Here is an 18797-nt window from a genome sequence, read left to right as displayed (position 1 = left end):
CCTTTCATGCTTCCCAGCCATTCCCAGCTCTCAGCCCTGCTGCGCCACCGTCGTTCCATCAAGCCGGTGGACCTGGATCATTCACGGGATGTGGACCGCAGCCTGCTCTCACAAATTTTGGAGGATGCTACCTGGGCACCGAGCCATGGCATGACGGAGCCCTGGAAGTTTCATCTCTTCACCGCCGAGTCCCGCCAGCAACTGGCCGCGCAGATGCAGGAGGCCTACCGTGAAAGCACCCCGCCTGCGGAGTTCCGCGAGGACAAGCTGAGGAAGATGGGAGAGAACCCGCTCCTGGCCCCCGTGGTCATCGCCTGTGTGATGGAGAGGAACGGCGGCACCAAGATCCCGGAGATCGAGGAGATCGAAGCCGTGGCCTGTGCCCTGCAGAATCTCCAGCTCAGCGCCACCGCAGCCGGCCTTGGCTGCTACTGGTCATCCGGGCTCGTGCTGGATGCGCCCGGTTTCCGGACGTGGCTGGGCATTCGTGCCGAAGACCGTTGCGTGGGACTCATCTACCTCGGCTGGCCGAGACCGGACCTCAACTGGCCGCGCAGCGTGCGCAAGCCCGTGGACACAAAGATGGTTTGGCATTGAAAGGATAGCGCAAAACCTGATCAATCTTTTCCGGGAGTGTCCACCGCTTCCGTGACGCTGGCCTTGCCATCCGCGCTGATCTGCACGCTGATGTATTTGGAGTAGCCATCACCATCATCACCGTTGGCCCAGCTGCTGAAATACTTCACCACCAGGGTGTTCGCGTCATACCAGTGATCCGCGTCGATGAGGCTGTCGGTCTCACGGAAGCCGTTCCCGGCCATGGTCTTTTTTTCCTCGGCATAGAAGACCGGCATCTCCACTTTTTTCCACTCATGGCCGACCAGGCGGAAGATCAGGGTGCGGGTGAAGCGCGGGCTGTCCCCCAGGCGGACGGCGAGCAGGTCGCTGTCCGGATTCCAAAGCACCCAGCTGGGAACCCCGCCTGCCGGGCTCGATTCAGCGCCGAACAAAAGGTGTGGCAGGCCTGACTTGTCCGCCGCCTGGATGGAGATGTTGGAGACGACCTCGCCATCCCGCTGAAAGGTCACATGCCATTTTTCATCCGGTGAGTCATGGTCCTCACGGGCCTGCCAGCCGCCGGGGAGACGGCCGCGGAGAGAATCAGCCGACTTGAAGGCCCACTCGCCCCCCATGCGGATGTCATCCAGCAGCCACTTCTCCTCACGCTGCTTGAAGACGAGGATGTCTGTCCACTTCGTGGGTTTTTCGGTGGCCTCCTGGTAGGTCAGATTCACCTTCACGGTGCCGTCCACACCCGGGGCAAAAAAGGCGCTGCCAAGCTCCCACTGGGTCACGCCTTCAAAGAGGCTGCCGAAGAGGTCTCCCTCGATCCAGTTCGGCTTGTCATCCGGATGCTTTTTGATCTGCTCCTGCTGCTCTGCACGGGCTTTCAGGATGGCGGCATGCAGACCAGGAGTGAGGAGGCCGGACAGCTTTTTCATCTGCTCTTCAGAGGGCAGTCCGCTGATGCGTTCAGCGCGCAGGGTGGTGTAAAATGTCTTCGCGGCATCGCTGATCGGTGCCAGGCGCTCCTCAGGGCTACGGCCTGTGGTAAAGGCCGCATAGGCCAGGGTGAGCGCCAGAAGAGGGGCCAGGGGTTTCATGACGTGTTTGAACATAGTTTTTTGTTTCGTCATCAACTTGTCACGAATTTGAAAAACCGGGTATCCGACGAATGGCCTACGACCTCGACTTCAGACCCCTTTTCCCAGGGAAAAACTACACTCCGCACTCCATTTCGAGCACCTTGACAAGGCGGTCGCCCTTGAGCTGCCAGACCTGCATGCCTCCACCCTCGTAGTAGCCCGTGCGCACCAGCACCTCGAGCTTGCCATCACCATCCAGATCCAGCACGCCAGCGAGCTCATAGGTGCTGGGAGCATTCTCTGGATCTGCTTTTGGATAGGCCTCGCCCGCCAGGAGCTGGGTTTTGATCTGTCCCTCCACAAGCCGGCGCATGAAGACGAGGCTGTAGTCACCGGCCTTCACGGAGAGGTGCTCAACCTCATCATCAAAGTGCTGCCCGGTGAGCAGCGTCTCGAGCTTGCCATCACCATCCAGATCCACGCGAAGGGTCTGGGTGAGTTTTACCTTGGGCTTCTTGATGCCTTTGCCATTCAGCAGGTCGCCCAGCGCTTTTTCCAGGCTGGCTTTATCGATGTCCAGCGGCACAGGCTGGCGCGGTTGCGGATTCCAGGGTGCATTCACGCCGATGGCGTCCGGGGACTCGGGATCAGGCTGCGGCGTGATGGCATGCATGTAGACATCCATGCACACGTCCGCCTCAGGAGCGGCCTTGCCAGCGGTGATCCTGGCCTTCTCGCCCTCCAGCGTGAAGACGCGGTAGGTGGTCTTGGCGGCAAGCCGCTTTCCAGCGTTCTCACTGCTCAGCCATTTGCCTCCGGCACTGCCGCCGATGACATAACGCCAGGGCAGCTCCATGAAGGTGGCAAAAGGTTTCGGCTCCTGTGCCGCGGCCCCGCTAACCAAAAGGATAACTGAACTCAGAAGGATTGAAGAGGTCTTGTGATTCATGACAGCGATTTGATGAATGATTCACACTGGCTGGCAATGGCACCAACGGGCCATTCCCTCAACCAATGGACCGGTCTTCTTTCCGGCCCAGCAGCCATCCGAGGCTGCTGAGTGTTTCGGTGACCGGCTGAAGTGCGGAAAAATGAGGGGCGGACTTCTCCACGGAGCAGCCCGGCAGGAGAGATTCGATGTCACACTGCTGCCGGCGCTCTGTGCAGGCCTCCGGACTCAGGCAGGCCCACACGAAGAGCACCCGGCCACGGCGGACCATCTCCACATAGTCTCCCTGAAGGCTGCGCCTGGCCTTCCAGCCCAGCGCCTCGTCTCCAGTCACATTTTGAAGGAAGAAGGCGCGATGATAGGCAAGGGCGGCCTTCCTGGCTTCGCGAGGGGTGGGAAACTGGGCGACCAGCATCGTCTCGACATTCACGGTGAATCCAGACTCAGCCACCTCGGCCTCGTCAAAGACTCCGGGCATCACCGCTTTCGCATCCCTGATGAGGAAGGCAGGCACATCAGCACCAAAGACTTTCTCACGATCCGCGAACTTGCCGCCCTGGATGGCAAACCCAGGTCCCGGCTCCTCCGGACGAACGGGAATGCGGGCGCGCACCCACTGCGCAACAAAAAGTGCAACAACCGCGATGATCGAGGCGGCCGCCACGCCCACCGCGAAGACCTCCGGCTTCAAAGAGGCTCCACAAACGCGCATCATGACGCCAACCACCGCAAGCGTGAAGGGCAGGCCCGCCAGCATGGCCAGAGCGATGATCAGGCGCTCGTTCACGCGCAGCACATCCACCACGCCTGGAAGGCTCGGCTGGGAAGGAGAGTTCATGGCTAGGGACACTTTCATGCAGCGATACTGGCACCCATGGCCCCGGCTGCCTATCCGACGAAAGGCGGATATGGAAGCCTTTCCGTCACCTCAAAAATCCGACCTAGGTCGTAGGACCGAGGTCCAATACCCACATTCGGGAAATGAGTGAAGGCTAGGACATCCAGAACGGCCGCTGCGCTACTGGCCCCCAAAACACCTAGCCCAACAACTCACCCATGAAAACCACGACCAAAACCACATTCCTCAGCCTGCTGGCCCTCGCGCTGGCGGCAGCTCCTCAAGTAGCCCGTGCCAACGCCAACACCTTTGCCAACGCGACGGTGATCACGGACAGCAACCAGAGCAACGGCTCCGCCGTCCTCCTGAACTATGACGCGGAAGCCGGTGAGCCCGGCCACTTCGCCAGTGGTAGCACAGGTGCCCAAAAGACAGCGTGGTGGCGCTGGACCGCCCCCTCCGCTGGTTTCTGCACCGTGGACACCTTTGGCGGAGACTATGTCGATAGTCTGACCGACACCATCATCGCCGTTTACACCGGTGCGGCTGTCAACAACCTGACCCGGGTGTCCGCGAATGACGACCACCACCTGAGCATCAACAACGCCGCCCACTTTTACTCAAGCACCACTTTCTATGCCACCCAGGGCACAACCTACAGCATCGCTGTGGACGGGTGGAGTGCCGGCTCGATCACCGCAAACAGCCAGAAGGTATCACTCCGCCTGCGCCACCTGCCCGCCACACCCGAAACCCGCTACGGCACTTTCGGTTCATCAACGGACGTCGGCATGAACGGCTCCATCCAGTTGAGCAGGACCGCCACCCACGCCTTCTCAGCCAAGCTGAATCTGGCAGGCAAGCTTTATCCCTTCAACGGGGTGTTCGGTCTGGACGGCTATTTTACGATCTCATTTGAGCGGAAGGTGCCGGTCGGAAGCGTACCGCTGCCGCCCCTGACACTGATTCTTGACGGAGCGCAAAACGGTATGTTCGGCGTGGTCTCCGGCACCGCCAACATGGAGAGAAATCTCGGCACGGTGCAGCGCTTCACGGCCATCCAGCCTTCGGCGATGAAGGGTCTCTACACGGCCACAGTCAGCAGCGCCGGAACACTCAGTCTCAACGTGTCCAATCTCGGTGTTGTGAACGGAGCCGCCGTGATGCTTGACGGTACCAAGGCTACCTTTGGTTCATTCCTGTGCAAAGAAACGGCCACCACCTGCCTGGTGCCCACCTACACTCCGCTGCACACCAACACTGGCTTCTTCTACTCCTACCTTCAGATCACGGAAGCAGGCGCGACGGACACCCTGACACAGTCAAATGCCCTTGCCTACTACAAGCGCCCAGCCAAACAAGGCGCCACCTTCTACCCTGCAGGCATCTCCACCAGCCTCAGCGTCGTTGGCAGCACCTATATTCCGCCAATGGCCAATGCCAGGGCGCTTGGCTTCCTCGACGGCAGCATGGGCGCAGGCAAGCTCACCATCGCAATGCAGAACCCGGAGATCACTCCTGCCATCACCGAGAACCTCACCCTCGGCACCAACAACGTCTTCAAATTCACCAGCCCTCTGCAGCGCAAGCCTGTGCTGGCTCTGAACAAGGCCAACGGCCTCGTCACTGGCAGCATCTATGACCAGAATGGCAAGAAGCGCACCATCACCGGCATCCTCTACCGCGAGGGCATGAATGTGAAGCTCAAGGGCCAGCTCAGCGGCTTCACGCTGAACCCGATCTTTGAAGTGGTTCCATAACCTGACTTCTCCCCCAAACAAAAATCCCGTGTGGCTTTCGCCGCACGGGATTTTTTTTGACGCTTTCGGTTAGGCAAAAAGGGCCATCACAGGCTTGCCCCCATCCGTGATCGGCACGGGACGGGTGCCGTCCATGAGTTCCTTGGCGGGATCAATCCCCATCGCCGCATGAATGGTGGCGTGGAAGTCGACGAGCGGCACGGGGTTCTCGACCGGCTTCTTGGCCAGCTCATCCGTGACACCATAAGCGCCGCAGTGCTTCAGGCCGCCCCCGGCCAACACCATGGAGAAGGCAGTGCCCTGGTGACCACGGCCACCACGACCATCAAACTCCGGCGGACGACCGAATTCCGTGCCTACGACGATGAGGGTCTTGTCGAGCAGCTTTTTGTCCTTCAAATCACGGATCAGCGCGGCGAGCGCCGTGTCCAGCTCCTGGATGAGCAGGTGCTGGTTCTGGTAACCTTCATTATGAATGTCCCAGCCGGTGCCGTTCATGAAATTGAGGTTGTGAGACACCTCGATGAAGCGCACGCCTGCCTGCACGAGACGACGTGAGAGCAGGCAGCGCTGGCCGAACTCGCCACCGTATTCATTGCGCAGGGATTCAGGCTCTTGCTTGAGATCAAAGTGCCTCATGAACTGCGGCCCGGAAAGGTTCAGCGCCTGCTCCTGGGCAGTGCGGTAGTCGGCCATGGACGAGCCCTTCTCAGCGCGGGCCATGAGAGGTTGCAAAAGTTGTTCGCGGGTCAGCGCGCGCTTCTCATCCACAAAATCAGGACGGGTGAAACCTGCAGGACCGGTGTTCGTGTCCGTCAGGTACACATAACCAGCCTTCGCCCCCAGGAAACCCGGACCACGGCTCACGTTGGGATAACCAATAAGGATATAAGGCGGCACTTCCTTATCCGCCGCGCCCTTCTCGTGGGAGATGATGGAGCCGATGCTCGGATAAATGGTGTTGCCCGAGATCATGCGGCCCGTGTGCACGATGTTCGTGGCGAAGGCGTGCTCATCGATGACCTGATGATTCACCGTGCGCATCACGGTCACATGCTCCATGACCTTCGCGGTCTGGCCGAGATGTTCCACCAGCTGCACGCCGGGCACGGTGGTGTCGATGGCCTTGTAAAGGGACCCTGCGACCTTCTGCTTGTCCTTGTTATTACCCAGCTTCTTCGGGTCAAAGGTATCGATCTGGCCCATGCCACCGCCGAGCCAGATGAAGATGCAGTGCTCCGCCTTTCCCTTCGGGGTGTGGACGGGTGTATTGTTCGCGAAAAGCGGCGCAGCGCCGAGGGCGGCGGTGTGGGCGAGGAAGGAGCGGCGGTTCATGGCTAATGCTACAAACGCCGTCTCCGCCTCCTTTTCATGCTTTCCGTCCCCTCACTTTCGTGGGGGTGGTGGAAGGAATGACGAATCCAATCCTTCCAGAGAAGAGATCAAGCTTCGGGCTCTTTGATCTCGGGGTCGATCTTCTTCAGGGCGGACCAGAGGCCGGGGTCCTGGGGATGGCCGTTGTAGAGGACCTTGCCGTCCGGACCGATGAGGATCATGCGGGGGATGCTGTCGATCTCCAGCATCTTGGTGAAAGGCCGGTCTGTGGGTTCGATCAACCAGGGGAACTCGATCCCCTGCTCTCCCCTGACCTTTTCCGCCACCATCTCGGCCTTTTCGTCATCCTTGTTCATGCCTGCGACAACGATGCCGTGCTTCTTGAGGTGCTCGGCCTTCTTTTTCAGCTCAGGCATCAACTGCATGCACGGACCGCACCAGGAGGCCCAGAAGTCGATCAGCACGGCCTTCTTGCCAGCCATCTGATCCTGTAGAGTCGTGGTCTCGCCGTTTGAGGTCGCCAGCACCAGCTGCAGGTCGATCTTGGTCGTGGCCATCTTGGACTCACGGCGGAGCTTGTCGATCGTCTGCGCGTAGAGCTGCGCCTGCGATGGAGCCAGCCAGAAGGCCTCCTGCATGTGCTTCTTGAAGCCCGCATCATCCTTCTTCTCCTGCGCCTGCAGGCCTTTGATGTATTCGACGAAGGAGCGGATGTCGTCTGCCGACTTGATGCCTGCGGACTGAGCCGAATCAAAATTTCCCGCCAGCACTTCCAGCTCGGGGAGGATCTTGCCCAGCCAGGCGGTGTTTTGCGTGCGCAGGCCCCAGATGAGCTTGGCCTCGATGAGTTGCTGGCGCGGCACCCCAGCCTTGTTCGCCTCCTTGATGGCATCCGTCAGTTCCTGTTCGGTGGATCCCGGGTTGAAAAGGCGCTGCATCAGTTCCTGGGGAACCTGCCCGGCTGCTTGCTTGGGCTCCTGGGCATGAATGCCGGTCAGAAGAGCGAGAGCGGCGAAGAGAGTGGAAAAACGTTTCATGGTGATCTTGTCCAAACGTGGCTGCGGACAGAAAACTGTCCAATAGCAAGATGAGCGCCTGACAAAGGGGGAAACGCCACTCGCGGCTTGCCAAGCACGGGAGAATTTGCTTTTCACCTCACCTGACCCGAGTTCTCCGTCCCCACCTGATTTCCCCACCATCACCATGCGCTTCGCCATCACCACGCTCCTTTTGATCGCTGCGACTGCCCAGGCAGTCACGCCAGACGGCAAACACAAGCTTGTCCTCATCGCCGGCAAACCTTCCCACCCGCCCGGAATGCATGAGTTCCGCGCAGGTTCCATGCTGCTGGAGAAGTGTCTGGCCTCCGTGCCAAACCTCGTGGTAGACCGCCATGAGATGGGCTGGGTGAAGGACGAGGCCACTTTTGCGGATGCTGATGCCGTCGTCATCTATGCGGACGGTGGCAAAGGCCACCCCGCCGTGCAGGCAAATCATCTGGAGACACTCCAGAAGCTCATCGACAAAGGCGTGGGCTTCGGCTGCATGCACTACGGTGTCGAGGTGGTGCCCGAACTCGGCGGCAAGGAGTTTCAGTCCTGGCTCGGCGGTCACTACGAGAATGCCTTTTCCTGCAATCCACTTTGGGAGCCGAACTTCACCAGCTTCCCGGAGCATCCCATCACTCGCGGCGTGAAGCCTTTTCAGATCAACGACGAATGGTATTTCAACATGCGCTTCCGCCCTGCCTTCAAGGACGGCATTGTCGCCGCTGAAGATGCTGGTGCGAAATTCGTGCCCATCCTCGTCGCCATCCCGTCTGATGCCACGCGTGACGGCCCGTATGTTTACCCGAAGGGACCCTATGCGCACATCCAGGCCGAGAAGGGCGCACCCGAAGCCACCATGTGGAGCATTGAGCGCACAGACGGCGGCCGTGGCTTCGGCTTCACTGGCGGTCACTTCCACAAGAACTGGGGCAATGCCGACTTCCGTAAAACCGTCCTCAATGCCCTGCTCTGGGTCACGAAGGTCGAAGTGCCTGCTGGCGGTGTGGAGTCCACGGTGACTGATGCCCAGCTCGGTGAGAACATGGACCCCAAAGCCGCGCCGAAGCCCAAGAAGACGGCGATGAGCACTCCGGGCGTCTTCCGCCGCGACTCATAAGAATAGCCTAACTAAAAGAAACGTCGCCGCCGCATCTCACGATCCAGCGGCGACGTTGTTTTCAGGCTTTCACGTTGCCGTTCCAGACCGGCCACCAGGCCTCGAACTCCGATGGGCGCACTCTCACGCGAGCGATGCTGCCTTCATTGAGGGCGAGCAGGCGCTCCTCGACGATCTCGATGAACTTCTCGCGATCACGAGCGGTGATGTTTTGCGTCACCCAGCGGCGGAGATAGTGGGCAGCATCAGGTTTGGTTAGGCCGTGAACCACCACGTCCCGGATGCGGTCCTTGATCTCCTGACGGTAGCGCACCATCAAAGGCTCAGGCTCGCCGATCTCATCCCGGATGGCCGCATAACGGCCTGCCGAGCGCTCATACGCATGGGCAAACACATCCCGCAGCAGCTCGATGCGGTTCAGCTCATAGATGGCGATGATGCCATCTGTGTAGTCCCGCACCGGCATGTCCACAAAGGACAGCGGAGACATGTTCCCGCGGATGAGAGGAATGTTCGCCGCGAGCCGTGAGGTGCGTTTGTTGCCATCCTCAAACGGTTGCAGATAGGGCATCTGCACCATGAGGAAAAAACAGCACTCCAGCGGATCGCGGATGGCACCGGCCTTTTGCAGGATGAGGTCAAAGCACTCCTCGAATGGCACAATACTGGGCTCTCTTACTTCCCTTTCAGTAGTCCGCGGTTCATCGCGGCGATCACGGCCTGTGTACGGTCTTCGACCCCCAGCTTCTCCAAAATGCGAGCCACAAAAGTCTTCACCGTCTCTGCAGATACTCCCAGCTCAGCCGCGATGAGTTTGTTCGACAAGCCGCGTGCCATGCCGCTGACGACCTCGACCTCGCGTTCGGAGAGCGTGGCGTGAGAGCGGCGTTGCTGGATCTTTTCACGGATAGGCTCCGGGAAGAAGCGCCGGCCTGCGGCAAGGGCTCGCACCCCGGAGAGCACCTGCGGGCGTGGCGCTGATTTGGGAAGGTAGCCGCTGACCCCGGCGCTCACGGCGCGATGGATATCCTCCTCGGTTTCATCGACGGAAAAGAGCAGCAAACGAGCATGCTCGAAACGGCTGAGGATATGCTTTGCCACCTCGGTGCCGTGCATGTCAGGCAGATGACCATCCAGGATGGCCACGTCTGGCTGCACCTGATTGAAAAGGTCAATGGCCTCGCGGCCACAGGTGGCCTCGGCGACCACACCGATGTCAGCTTCCAGATTCAGGGCGGCGCTCAGGCCGATACGGGTAAAAAAATGGTCGTCCACGACAAGGACACGAATCGAGCAGTCATGTGATGAGTGCATGGTTGGTTTTTTGGGTGGGCAGGCATAGGATCATACGCGTGCCTTTGTCGGGGGGGCTGGTAAAGTGGAGCTGCGCACCTATCTTGTGCGCTCGCTCCCGCTGGCCGTTCAGTCCGAACCGGCCGCGATGAGATTGGGTGGCATCGAATCCTTTGCCATCGTCCTCCACGAGGAGGGAAAAACGTTCCGGTGCGCCTTCGAGGATCACGGTCACGCGGCGCGCATTGGCATGCGCCAGCGCATTGTTCACCGCCTCCTGGGCGATGCGCAGGATCTGGAAGCAGGTGTCCTCATCCAGAGGCGGCATCTCGCCCCGCTGCTCGAAATACAGGTCGGGACCGCCTTTGCCCGGCTGGCTGGCGCGCATGTGCAGCCATTCCTTCAGCGTCTCGGCCAGGTTTTCCCGGCCGCCGCCCTCGCTCCGCAGATCCCAGATGCAGTGGCGCGCCTCGATCTGGCAATGCCGGATCATCGCCGCCGTGTCATCGATCAAGCTCGGCATCATGTCGGGCGCTGCCTCCACCGCACCCTTGAGTGTCTCCAGATGCAGGGCCGCGCTGGCCAGTTGCTGCTGCAGCGAATCATGGAAATCACGCGAGATGCGCTTCCTCTCTTCTTCGGCAATCGTCCGCGCCTCGATGCTGCGAATGAGCTTTCTCTGGCGCCTCACCTGCCAGCGTGACACCAGCGTGGTGCTGATGCCCAGGAAGGCCAGCAGCGACATCCACGCCATGGCCCCCTTCAGGCGTGAGGTGGTCCACCAAGACGGTCCTTTGATCAGCTTCACGTCCGCCACGCTGCGTGGCTGGATGGCATGGATGGTGCCGTACTCTTGCAGTGCTGGATCACGGGGCGCGGAGAGGATGCCTGTGACCGACATGGTGCTGCCATCGATGAGCTCGTCCGATTGCTTGGAGGTCAGGAAAGTGGCCCATTGAACGAGGCAGGTCTCACCTCCCGGCAGCCTTAGCATGACTCGTGGCGCGCCACCTGAAATCTGCTGCACCTTGATCGTCCCCGTGGCCTTCACCAGATCCATGGGGTGATACAACGCCGGCATGAAGCTGGAAACCACCTCCAGCGGCTCAGGCGCCGTGGCGCGGGAGTGCTTGCGGCACACACCATCCAGCATCACCAGCCGCCCGCCGTTGTTTTGCGGCCAGCAGGCCACGGAAAGGATGTCACCCGGCTCAAAAGTGTCCGCCTGACGTGTCATCACCTGCACACTCCCGGTGCTGGTGCGCAGCGTGATCCACTGGCGCGGACGTGAGGAGGTGACGATGCCCAGAATGTGCAGGCGCTTGTCCTGCGTGCTGCGGTTGGCCACCATCAATTCGGGAGAGAGTGTGGCCGGCGGGCGCTGAAATACTTCTTCCAAGGCAGGCGTCTGGAGAGTCCAGGCTCCCTTCCCTGGCACAAACAGCATCGCATCCGCATCACGCGGCAGCAGCGGCGGCTGCCCCTGGCACACCAGCACGGCGTTGATCAGCACGGGCGAGTTGATCCAGGTGTCGATCTCTGCCTGCGCCACCCGCCATGGCAGGCGCGCCAGCACGTAACCACTCGGCGTGCTCACCTCGGCAATCATGGGCACATTGTCCACCTTTGGCACGATCACCCGCCGCACGACGCCCGTGGTCTGTGTGAGAAGACCGTCGATGCGCATCTCCGCCGCTGACTCCAGTTCAAAGGTCACTGGCCGCACACGCATCAGCGAGCTCTCCTGCCGGTCCACCTTCGGCGGGCCAAAGAGTTCCTTGTCACGCAGGATCATGACCATGCCCTGGCGCCGTGTCAGGACACCGGAAACCTCCACCACATCCCCGGCGATCGGAAACGGCTTCTGCGAAGTGCGCGGATCATAGGCGATGCCGCCGGTGTCATCCTGCACAAAGGCGATGCCTAACCGCATGTTGCTAAACGTCACACGGCCGGAGACACACACCCGTGCATTCTCACCCCGTGCCAGCCGTGCTCTCGCATCCGCGATCGAGTCATGCGCAGTCTCCGCCCAAAGCGTGGCCGAAAAGGCCATCAGCGCAGAAAGGGCGAGAGATGAATTTTTCATGGAAGGCGCATAGAGTGCCAAATCTCCTAATTTTTAGGCAAGAAATACTTTCGAAGTAATGAATGACCCGACAGGAGTATATGACTCCCTCTATTTCAAGGAACTGAGAAAGCTCAGGAGGTCCGCCACCTCGCTGCTGGTCAGGGATTGCAGCAGCCCCTCAGGCATCAGGGAGGCAGGCAGAGGTTTGAGCGATTTCAGGTCATTCGCAGGCACCGCCAGGGACTGCCCGGTGGCCAGCTTCAGCACCGTCTCCGCCTTCGTTTTCTTCAGGAGAAAGCCCATTTGCAGGGTGCCGTCCCCCAGCTCGGCCACCTGGGCGCCATACCCCTCGGCAATCTGTTTCGACGGATGGATCAGGCTCTCCAAAAGCTGCGGTTTGGTCAGGCGCGAACCCACCTTGGAAAGGTCGGGTCCGAAGTCCCTCCCGGTGCCGTTCACGAAGTGGCAGGCCAGGCAGGTGGCCAGGGCACCTGATGGCGAAATCAGGGCCGCCCCCTGCTTCGCATTCCCTTTTAAACTGAGCAGTTGCTGCACATCGGGAGCCGGCCCGACGGTTTTCCGCCTTTTATCCGGGGGTAAGAAGCGCTCCAAAAGCCCCGCAATATTCGGGTCAGGCGAGAGACAGGTTTCCGGCTCCGGCACCGCGCCCGTCTTGCTGTGGTCATGCAGCGCCGCCAGGACCTCCGAAGCCGTTTTCATCTCTTTCGAAAAGCCCACGCCTGCTGCCAGTTTCTCATCCAATGCCCTCGCTGCCTCAGTGGCAGGAACCTTTTCCACCACCGCAGGAGTCCGTTTGCCGAGATCCTCCACCCACTTCCAGAGCAGCTCAAAGGCATGCTCATCCACCTCGTGGGATCCAATCACCGGCATCCGGCCCGAACCCGTGCGCCCGATGCGTGCCAGCAGCGCACTGCGCCAGGGCGCACCCGGGGCGATGATCCGCGCCTCCTCGATGCCCAAGTCACCACGCAGCGGCTTTTCACCGATCATCTCCGTTTCCAGAAGCGAGAGCTCCATGTTCACCTTCAGGGCCACCGACCCGCCACCATGCAAACGATGACAGTGCGCGCAGTTCGCATGCAGCCAGGAGCGCGCACGCATTTCCAGATCAGCCTTGTCATCATGGCTGGCCACCAGACGCGCAGCGCTCGACTCAAAGAAGCTTTCGTTCACCAGCCCGAGCTTGAGCGCGGTCTCACGGGCTGAAGCTTCTCCATTGATCCCCGCGAGTTGCTGCGGCTGGAAGCCTAACGAAAAGCCCGTCCACGGCGTGTGGCAGCGCACACACTCCGCACGTGCATGAAAGCGATGCTGAATCGGCGCAGCACCGGGAATCGCAATCTCCTGCTCGCCTCCATTCACCACCTCCAGGTCAGCATCCGTCTGCGTCTCGTTCCAGCGGTAGCTGTAGCCGTTCCAGCTCTCGCCATCAAAGTGCAGCACCTGGGTCTCCACCAGTCGCGCCTCGGCGCCAGGAGTGCTCAGCGTCTTCGCCAGCACCGCATCCTTCGGCCATACGACAGCGCTGGATTCAACCGTCCCATCAGGCTTCTTTTTGACTGTCGCCTCGATTTTAGAATCTCCAGGAAGACCAATGAAGCGCCTCCCCACCAACCGGTCCTGCCACATCGGTTCACTCACCGTGAACTCATGCACTCCGACGGACGGCGTTTGCTTTTTCACATCCGCAAACAGGCCTGTGTCACTCAGCTTGCGTGGGAATGAGGACGGTTTGTTCACCGCCGGATTGCGCACCAGATGATGCACGCTCCCCGGCCTGCCCCAGTGCGCATACACGAGCTCGCCATCATCCAGCCTACCAAAAGTGGAGATCTTGTGCGGCGTGTCCGCGATCTCCTCATGCCGCGTGATCTTCGTCCCATCATGCCACAGCGCCCAGATCTTGCCCGTCTCGTAGTCACCATAGACATAAGCTCCATCCAGCTCGGGGAAAGCCTTGCCATGATAAACATACCCGCCCGTGATGCTCGCCGCCTCCGTGTGCGGATGCGCCACCACTGGCGGCGTGATGGGTGCCAGCGGACTCAGCCGCTCCGGACGGATCGGCTGGCTGGCCTCCATGGCACTCCAGCCATGGTTCGTGCCTCTGCCCACCAGATGGATCATCTCCCACATCTCCCAGCCCACATCACCGCACCACAGGCGGCCCTTGTCATCAAAGCTGATCTTCCAAGGATTGCGAAAGCCAAAGGCCCAGATCTCCGGACGTGCATCCTTCCGGCCAATGAAAGGATTGTCCGGCGGCACGGCGTAGTTTTTGCCCTTGTCCCGCTTGTTCACGTCGATGCGCAGGATGCTGCTCAGGAAGTCGGTGTTGTCCTGCCCCGTGCTGAGTTGATCCGGCGGTGCCGGTGACTCCGCATCTCCGGTGGAGATGTACAACATGCCGTCCGGCCCGAACTGGATGTGCGCACCGTTGTGACCACCCGAGAGCCAGGTCAGCAGCACAGTCTCGCTATAGGGGTCGATGGTCGGGGGATCGATGGAACTCAGCTTGAAGCGCGAGAGCTTCGTGCCATCCGCGATCTTCTGCCCCGTGGTGTAGGTGACATAGACCTCCTTGTTGGTCTCCCACTTGGGATGAAAAGCCAGCCCGTAGAGGTGATCCAGATCCGGGTGAATGGTCTTCATCGCCACCAGCAGATGCCGCTTCCCCGTGGACTTGAAATCTCGGGGGATGCACCAGACCTCCCCTCGTCTTTCCACCATCAAAGCCTTTCCCGGCAGCGCCACGATCTCCAGCAAATCGTCCACCTCATACTGCTTCCAGATCTCCTCCGAAATAAAAGGCTTCGCCGTCTCAGGCGCCCCCTGGATGCGCGAGGTCGTCCACGGCTCACGAGCCTGGGCGATGGAGGAAGCGGCGAGCAGTAGAAACAGGATTTTCGCGGTCATCGGGTGATGGGTTCTAACGAAACCTCCCCGCCCTGGCAATCACGGAAGCCACCCTGACACTTGCACCCCCCAAAAGAAACCTGATGGCACGCACATCTCCAGCAGACTCAGGGAGGCCAGCAGATTATTAAAACCCTCTTCAAAAATCTGCTGGCCTGCCTGAATCTGCTGGAAATAACCCTTCCCCCCGAAACCGCTGCGCCCCAGCCCCCGCTGGCATACCGCTAAAAAGGCTGCATCTTGCCCCGCCCAGGATCACCCATTCCCCCTGCGTTACCGCGAAATCTTGCCACCTCTTCCTGCGTAACTCTTTTCCCCCCACATGACTGCCCCCCGCCTGCTTCTCCCTCTAGCCCTCCTTTTGCCTCTGCCCTCCATGGCGGCGGAAAATCTGGCCACGCGTGGCCAGGCGGTCTACGAGCAGAAGATCAAGCCCCTCCTGGAGCAGTACTGCTATGACTGCCACTCCGATGGCGTGGACAAGGGCAACTTCCTCATGGACGACCACAAGGACTACGCCTCCATGCGCGCCGACTTCAAGATGTGGGACCATGTGCGCCAGCAGCTCATCACCCACGTGATGCCTCCCGAGAAGAAGGACAAGCCCAGCCTTGTGCAGCGTGACGAGCTCGTGGCCTGGATTGACGACGCCGTCTTCTGGTTTGATCCCTCCAAGCCCGATCCCGGTCACATCACCGCCCGCCGCCTGAACCGCACCGAGTATAACAACACCATCCGCGACCTGCTTTTCGTGGACACCCGTCCGGCCAAGGAGTTCCCACCGGATGACACTGGCTATGGCTTCGACAACATCGCTGATGTGCTCAGCCTCTCGCCGATGCTGATGGAGAAGTATCTGCGCGCCTCGCGCGCCGTGGCCGAGGATGCCTTTGATGTCTCCATCCCTGATCACACAGATGTGGAAATCGGCGCTGGCAAGATGTGGAACAGCAAGGGCAAGACTGAGGAGCACAGCGGCATCCGCTGGTTTTACAGCCCCTCTGAAGCCTCCGCCAAGGTCAAGGCACCCGCAGGCGGCAATTACCTCGTCACGCTGCACATCGCCGCCACGGAATCTGGCAATGAGCCCGCCAAGATCGCCCTCCGCGTGAATGGCAAGGATGTTTCCACCTTTGATGTCACCACCCGCTGGAAGGACGACAAAGGCCCCTGGCAGAAGATCATCAAGACCGTCCAGCTCAATGGCGGTGACTCCACCATCTCCGTGGCCTTCCTCAATGATCACGCCGATCCCGCAAACCCAGATCCTGACAAGCGCGACCGCAATGTGGCCCTCGACAAGATCGACGTGCAGGGTCCCACCGGTCTGCTTTCCCCTCGCGGCAGTAAATTCCTCCGCTGGCTGCTCAATGACAAGCCTGTGGGCCTGCCCACCATGCTGCTCACGGGTGAGGACTTCGACAAGGGCGAGGGCGATGCCGCACCAGACACCGGCGGCATCGTGCTGGCCAGCAGCGGCTATGTGAAGCGCGCCGTCCAGATCACCGAGCCAGGCAAATACAAGTTCACCCTCAAGGCTGGCGCCCAGCAGGCTGGCGATGAACCCGCCAAAACCGAGTTGCGCATCGCTGGCAAGACCATCGGCGCCTTCTCCGTCACTGCGAAAAATCAAGCGGCCCAGTGGTTCAATGTCGAGGCTGACCTGCCCGTCGGCGCGCATGAGCTGCAGGTCTGGTTCACCAACGATTTCTACGATGAGAAGAGCAAGCAGGACCGCAATCTCTGGGTCCATCAGGTAAAGATCGAAGGCCCGCTCAACAGAGCCGGAGGCATCCAGGTCGCCGAGGTCCCTGCCCTGGTGGAAAAGCTCGGCACACGCCTCTTCCGCCGCCCGATCCGTGACGATGAAAAAGCCAAGTGGCAGGCCTTTGCCGAGCTGGCCATGAAAGAAGGCGAGACTCCGCTTGGCGCGCTGCGCTATGTGCTGGAGGGCATGCTCGTCTCTCCTGCTTATCTCTTCCGCATCTCCCCGCAGCCTGCCGGTGCCGTGCAGGACGGCATCGCCGAGATTGATGAGTTCAGCCTCGCGAACCGCCTCTCCTATTTCCTCTGGTCTGCTCCGCCTGACGACCGCCTGCTCCAGCTCGCCGCGAACAAAGAGTTGCGCAAAAATCTCCCCGCTGAGATGAAGCGCCTCATTGGTGACTGGCACGCCTATGCCATCACAGAGGACTTCGCCGGCCAGTGGCTGCAGCTTCGTGACATGGACATCGTCTCTCCGGACAGCAAGCGCTTCCCTGAATGGAAGGGCGGCCTCGGCTACTCCATGAAGCGCGAGAGCCAGGCCTTCTTTGATCACATCCTGCGTGAGAACCGCCCCGTGATCGACTTCCTCAACGCCGACTACACCTTCCTCGACTCCAAGCTCGCCAATTACTATGGCATCGGAGGCGTGAAGGGTGACAAGTTCCAGAAAGTCTCCCTCCAGGGCACCCCGCGCGGCGGCATCCTCACCCAGGGCAGCATCCTCACCCTGACCTCCGAGCAAACCCGCACCTCGCCCGTGAAGCGTGGCAAGTATCTCCTCGAAAACATCCTCGGCACCCCACCGCCACCAGCCCCTGGCGGCGTGCCTCCGCTGGATGAGAAAAAGGCCCGCTTTGGCAATGTCACCCTGCGCGAGCAGCTCGCTGAGCATCGAAGCAATGCCTCCTGCGCCGGCTGCCATGCCTTCCTCGACCCCATGGGCTTCGCCTTCGAGAACTTTGACGCCATCGGCCGTTACCGCACCGAGGAGAAGAAGCACCCGATTGATGCCTCCGGCCAGCTTGTGCGCGGCCAGACCTTCAAGGACCTCGCCGAACTCCGCGTCATCCTCGCCCGCGACATGGCGGACGACTTCACCCGCAGTCTCGCTGAAAACCTCCTCACCTACGCCCTCGGCCGCGGCCTGAACTACAGCGACAAACCCGCGGTCCACGAGATCGTCCGCCGCACCAAAGCCGCCGACTACAAATTCCAGGAGATGCTCCTCGCCGTCATCGAAAGCGCCCCCTTCCAAAAAATGCGCGTCGGCGAAGCCGAATAAGCCCCGAAGTCGCGAAGCGTCCCGGAGTGCGGTGGCAGAGAGGCAAGGAGCAATCCTTGCCTCGTCGACACCGCTAGCGTGCGCACACCGCGCTCTCGTATAACCAAATATTCTCCGCGCATTGAGCGTCAATCTTTTCAAAACTCAGTTTCGAAAAACGCTGCACTGAGCCAGCCAGTACTCTCTCAAAGTCGCGGCAGCGTCGTGGAATGCGGTGGGAAGCGCTCAAGCGCGACACCGCTGTGCGCGCACGCAAAATACTTTCAAAGATCAAAACACTCCCTGCGCAGAATGAGCTCCCCAGCTTGAACAAGCCATTCGCAAAATCACCCACCCCCTGCATCGCGAGCCGGAGGCTCGCTGGCCTGTAGCCGGCGGTGAAGGTAGCGAAGCGACCGAGAACCGCCGGTCCGCCAACCACACGGATCTCCATTCAAGCACGCGTTCCGGAGGAACGCTGGAAGCCAGCGCACAACCACCTGGCCTAACCTAAAACAACGTCATCTCCTCAGACGTAGGAGCATTCGCCAGAATGCGTGGCTCCTCCATCTCGCTCAAGATAGCTTCTTCACTCCCCTCCGCGTCTTCTGCTGATCGGCCATCTCTCTGGAAACCACCGTCAACCATCGTCAACGACTGTAAACCACCGTCAACGGCTCCCGCTCCCCCCACCCCGATCCGGTCGGATTCACCCGGATCCCCCTCCTCTACCGCAGGCCCACTCTGCTCTCTCCGCGTCCCTGGGGTCCGAAT

13 protein-coding genes are annotated in these 18797 nt (G+C 60.5%); 4 read left to right on the top strand and 9 right to left on the bottom strand.

Annotated elements, in window-relative coordinates:
* Nucleotides 1-6 precede the first annotated feature (6 nt).
* Nucleotides 7-597, top strand: a complete 591-nt coding sequence (locus tag BGE01nite_RS23055) for a nitroreductase family protein (protein ID WP_146854156.1) — start codon at nt 7-9, stop codon at nt 595-597.
* A gap of 20 nt (nt 598-617) precedes the next feature.
* Here the strand turns inward: BGE01nite_RS23055 and BGE01nite_RS23050 are convergent, their stop codons facing one another.
* The 3 genes from BGE01nite_RS23050 to BGE01nite_RS23040 all read right to left on the bottom strand — a co-directional run bounded on the left by BGE01nite_RS23050 (nt 618) and on the right by BGE01nite_RS23040 (nt 3433).
* Nucleotides 618-1664 carry a hypothetical protein gene (locus BGE01nite_RS23050; RefSeq protein ID WP_146854154.1) on the bottom strand — a complete coding sequence of 349 codons (1047 nt, stop codon included), beginning with the start codon at nt 1662-1664 and terminating at the stop codon, nt 618-620.
* 115 nt (nt 1665-1779) lie between these two features.
* Entirely contained in the window at nt 1780-2595 is an 816-nt protein-coding gene (locus BGE01nite_RS23045) for a hypothetical protein (protein WP_146854152.1), read from the bottom strand.
* A gap of 58 nt (nt 2596-2653) precedes the next feature.
* Nucleotides 2654-3433 (bottom strand): hypothetical protein, encoded by a 780-nt coding sequence (locus BGE01nite_RS23040; protein WP_146854150.1) that lies wholly within the window; start codon nt 3431-3433, stop codon nt 2654-2656.
* Between the two features lie 218 nt (nt 3434-3651).
* On the opposite strand from BGE01nite_RS23040, the gene BGE01nite_RS23035 reads away from it, so the two are divergent.
* On the top strand, nt 3652-5193 hold the full coding sequence (locus BGE01nite_RS23035; protein ID WP_146854148.1) for a hypothetical protein: 1542 nt from the start codon (nt 3652-3654) through the stop codon (nt 5191-5193).
* A 69-nt stretch (nt 5194-5262) separates the two neighbouring features.
* On the opposite strand, the gene BGE01nite_RS23030 is transcribed toward BGE01nite_RS23035, so the two are convergent.
* Entirely contained in the window at nt 5263-6528 is a 1266-nt protein-coding gene (locus BGE01nite_RS23030) for a DUF1501 domain-containing protein (protein ID WP_146854146.1), read from the bottom strand.
* Between the two features lie 107 nt (nt 6529-6635).
* Nucleotides 6636-7565 (bottom strand): peroxiredoxin family protein, encoded by a 930-nt coding sequence (locus tag BGE01nite_RS23025; protein ID WP_170266997.1) that lies wholly within the window; start codon nt 7563-7565, stop codon nt 6636-6638.
* A gap of 166 nt (nt 7566-7731) precedes the next feature.
* Between BGE01nite_RS23025 and BGE01nite_RS23020 the strand changes: the two genes are divergently transcribed.
* Nucleotides 7732-8694, top strand: coding sequence for a ThuA domain-containing protein (locus BGE01nite_RS23020; protein ID WP_146854142.1), 963 nt, complete (start codon nt 7732-7734; stop codon nt 8692-8694).
* Nucleotides 8695-8755: 61 nt separating this feature from the next.
* Here the strand turns inward: BGE01nite_RS23020 and BGE01nite_RS23015 are convergent, their stop codons facing one another.
* The 4 genes from BGE01nite_RS23015 to BGE01nite_RS23000 form a co-directional block, all read right to left on the bottom strand.
* Nucleotides 8756-9355 (bottom strand): Fic family protein, encoded by a 600-nt coding sequence (locus tag BGE01nite_RS23015; RefSeq protein ID WP_246145785.1) that lies wholly within the window; start codon nt 9353-9355, stop codon nt 8756-8758.
* 14 nt (nt 9356-9369) lie between these two features.
* Nucleotides 9370-10008, bottom strand: coding sequence for a response regulator transcription factor (locus BGE01nite_RS23010; protein ID WP_146854138.1), 639 nt, complete (start codon nt 10006-10008; stop codon nt 9370-9372).
* On the bottom strand, nt 9992-12076 hold the full coding sequence (locus BGE01nite_RS23005) for a histidine kinase (protein ID WP_146854136.1): 2085 nt from the start codon (nt 12074-12076) through the stop codon (nt 9992-9994). The genes BGE01nite_RS23010 and BGE01nite_RS23005 overlap by 17 nt, the downstream gene beginning before the upstream one ends.
* A 90-nt stretch (nt 12077-12166) precedes the next feature.
* A complete protein-coding gene (locus tag BGE01nite_RS23000) occupies nt 12167-14995 on the bottom strand; it encodes a PQQ-dependent sugar dehydrogenase (RefSeq protein WP_146854134.1) in 2829 nt (942 codons plus the stop codon).
* A 322-nt stretch (nt 14996-15317) separates the two neighbouring features.
* On the opposite strand from BGE01nite_RS23000, the gene BGE01nite_RS22995 reads away from it, so the two are divergent.
* A complete protein-coding gene (locus tag BGE01nite_RS22995) occupies nt 15318-18044 on the top strand; it encodes a DUF1592 domain-containing protein (RefSeq protein WP_146854132.1) in 2727 nt (908 codons plus the stop codon).
* Nucleotides 18045-18797 lie beyond the last annotated feature (753 nt).

Source organism: Prosthecobacter gellanilyticus (genome assembly GCF_007992435.1).
In the GTDB taxonomy this organism is placed as follows: domain Bacteria; phylum Verrucomicrobiota; class Verrucomicrobiia; order Verrucomicrobiales; family Verrucomicrobiaceae; genus Prosthecobacter; species Prosthecobacter gellanilyticus.
Note: the sequence above shows the minus strand (reverse complement) of the source record. Positions and strands in the feature narration are given on the sequence as shown.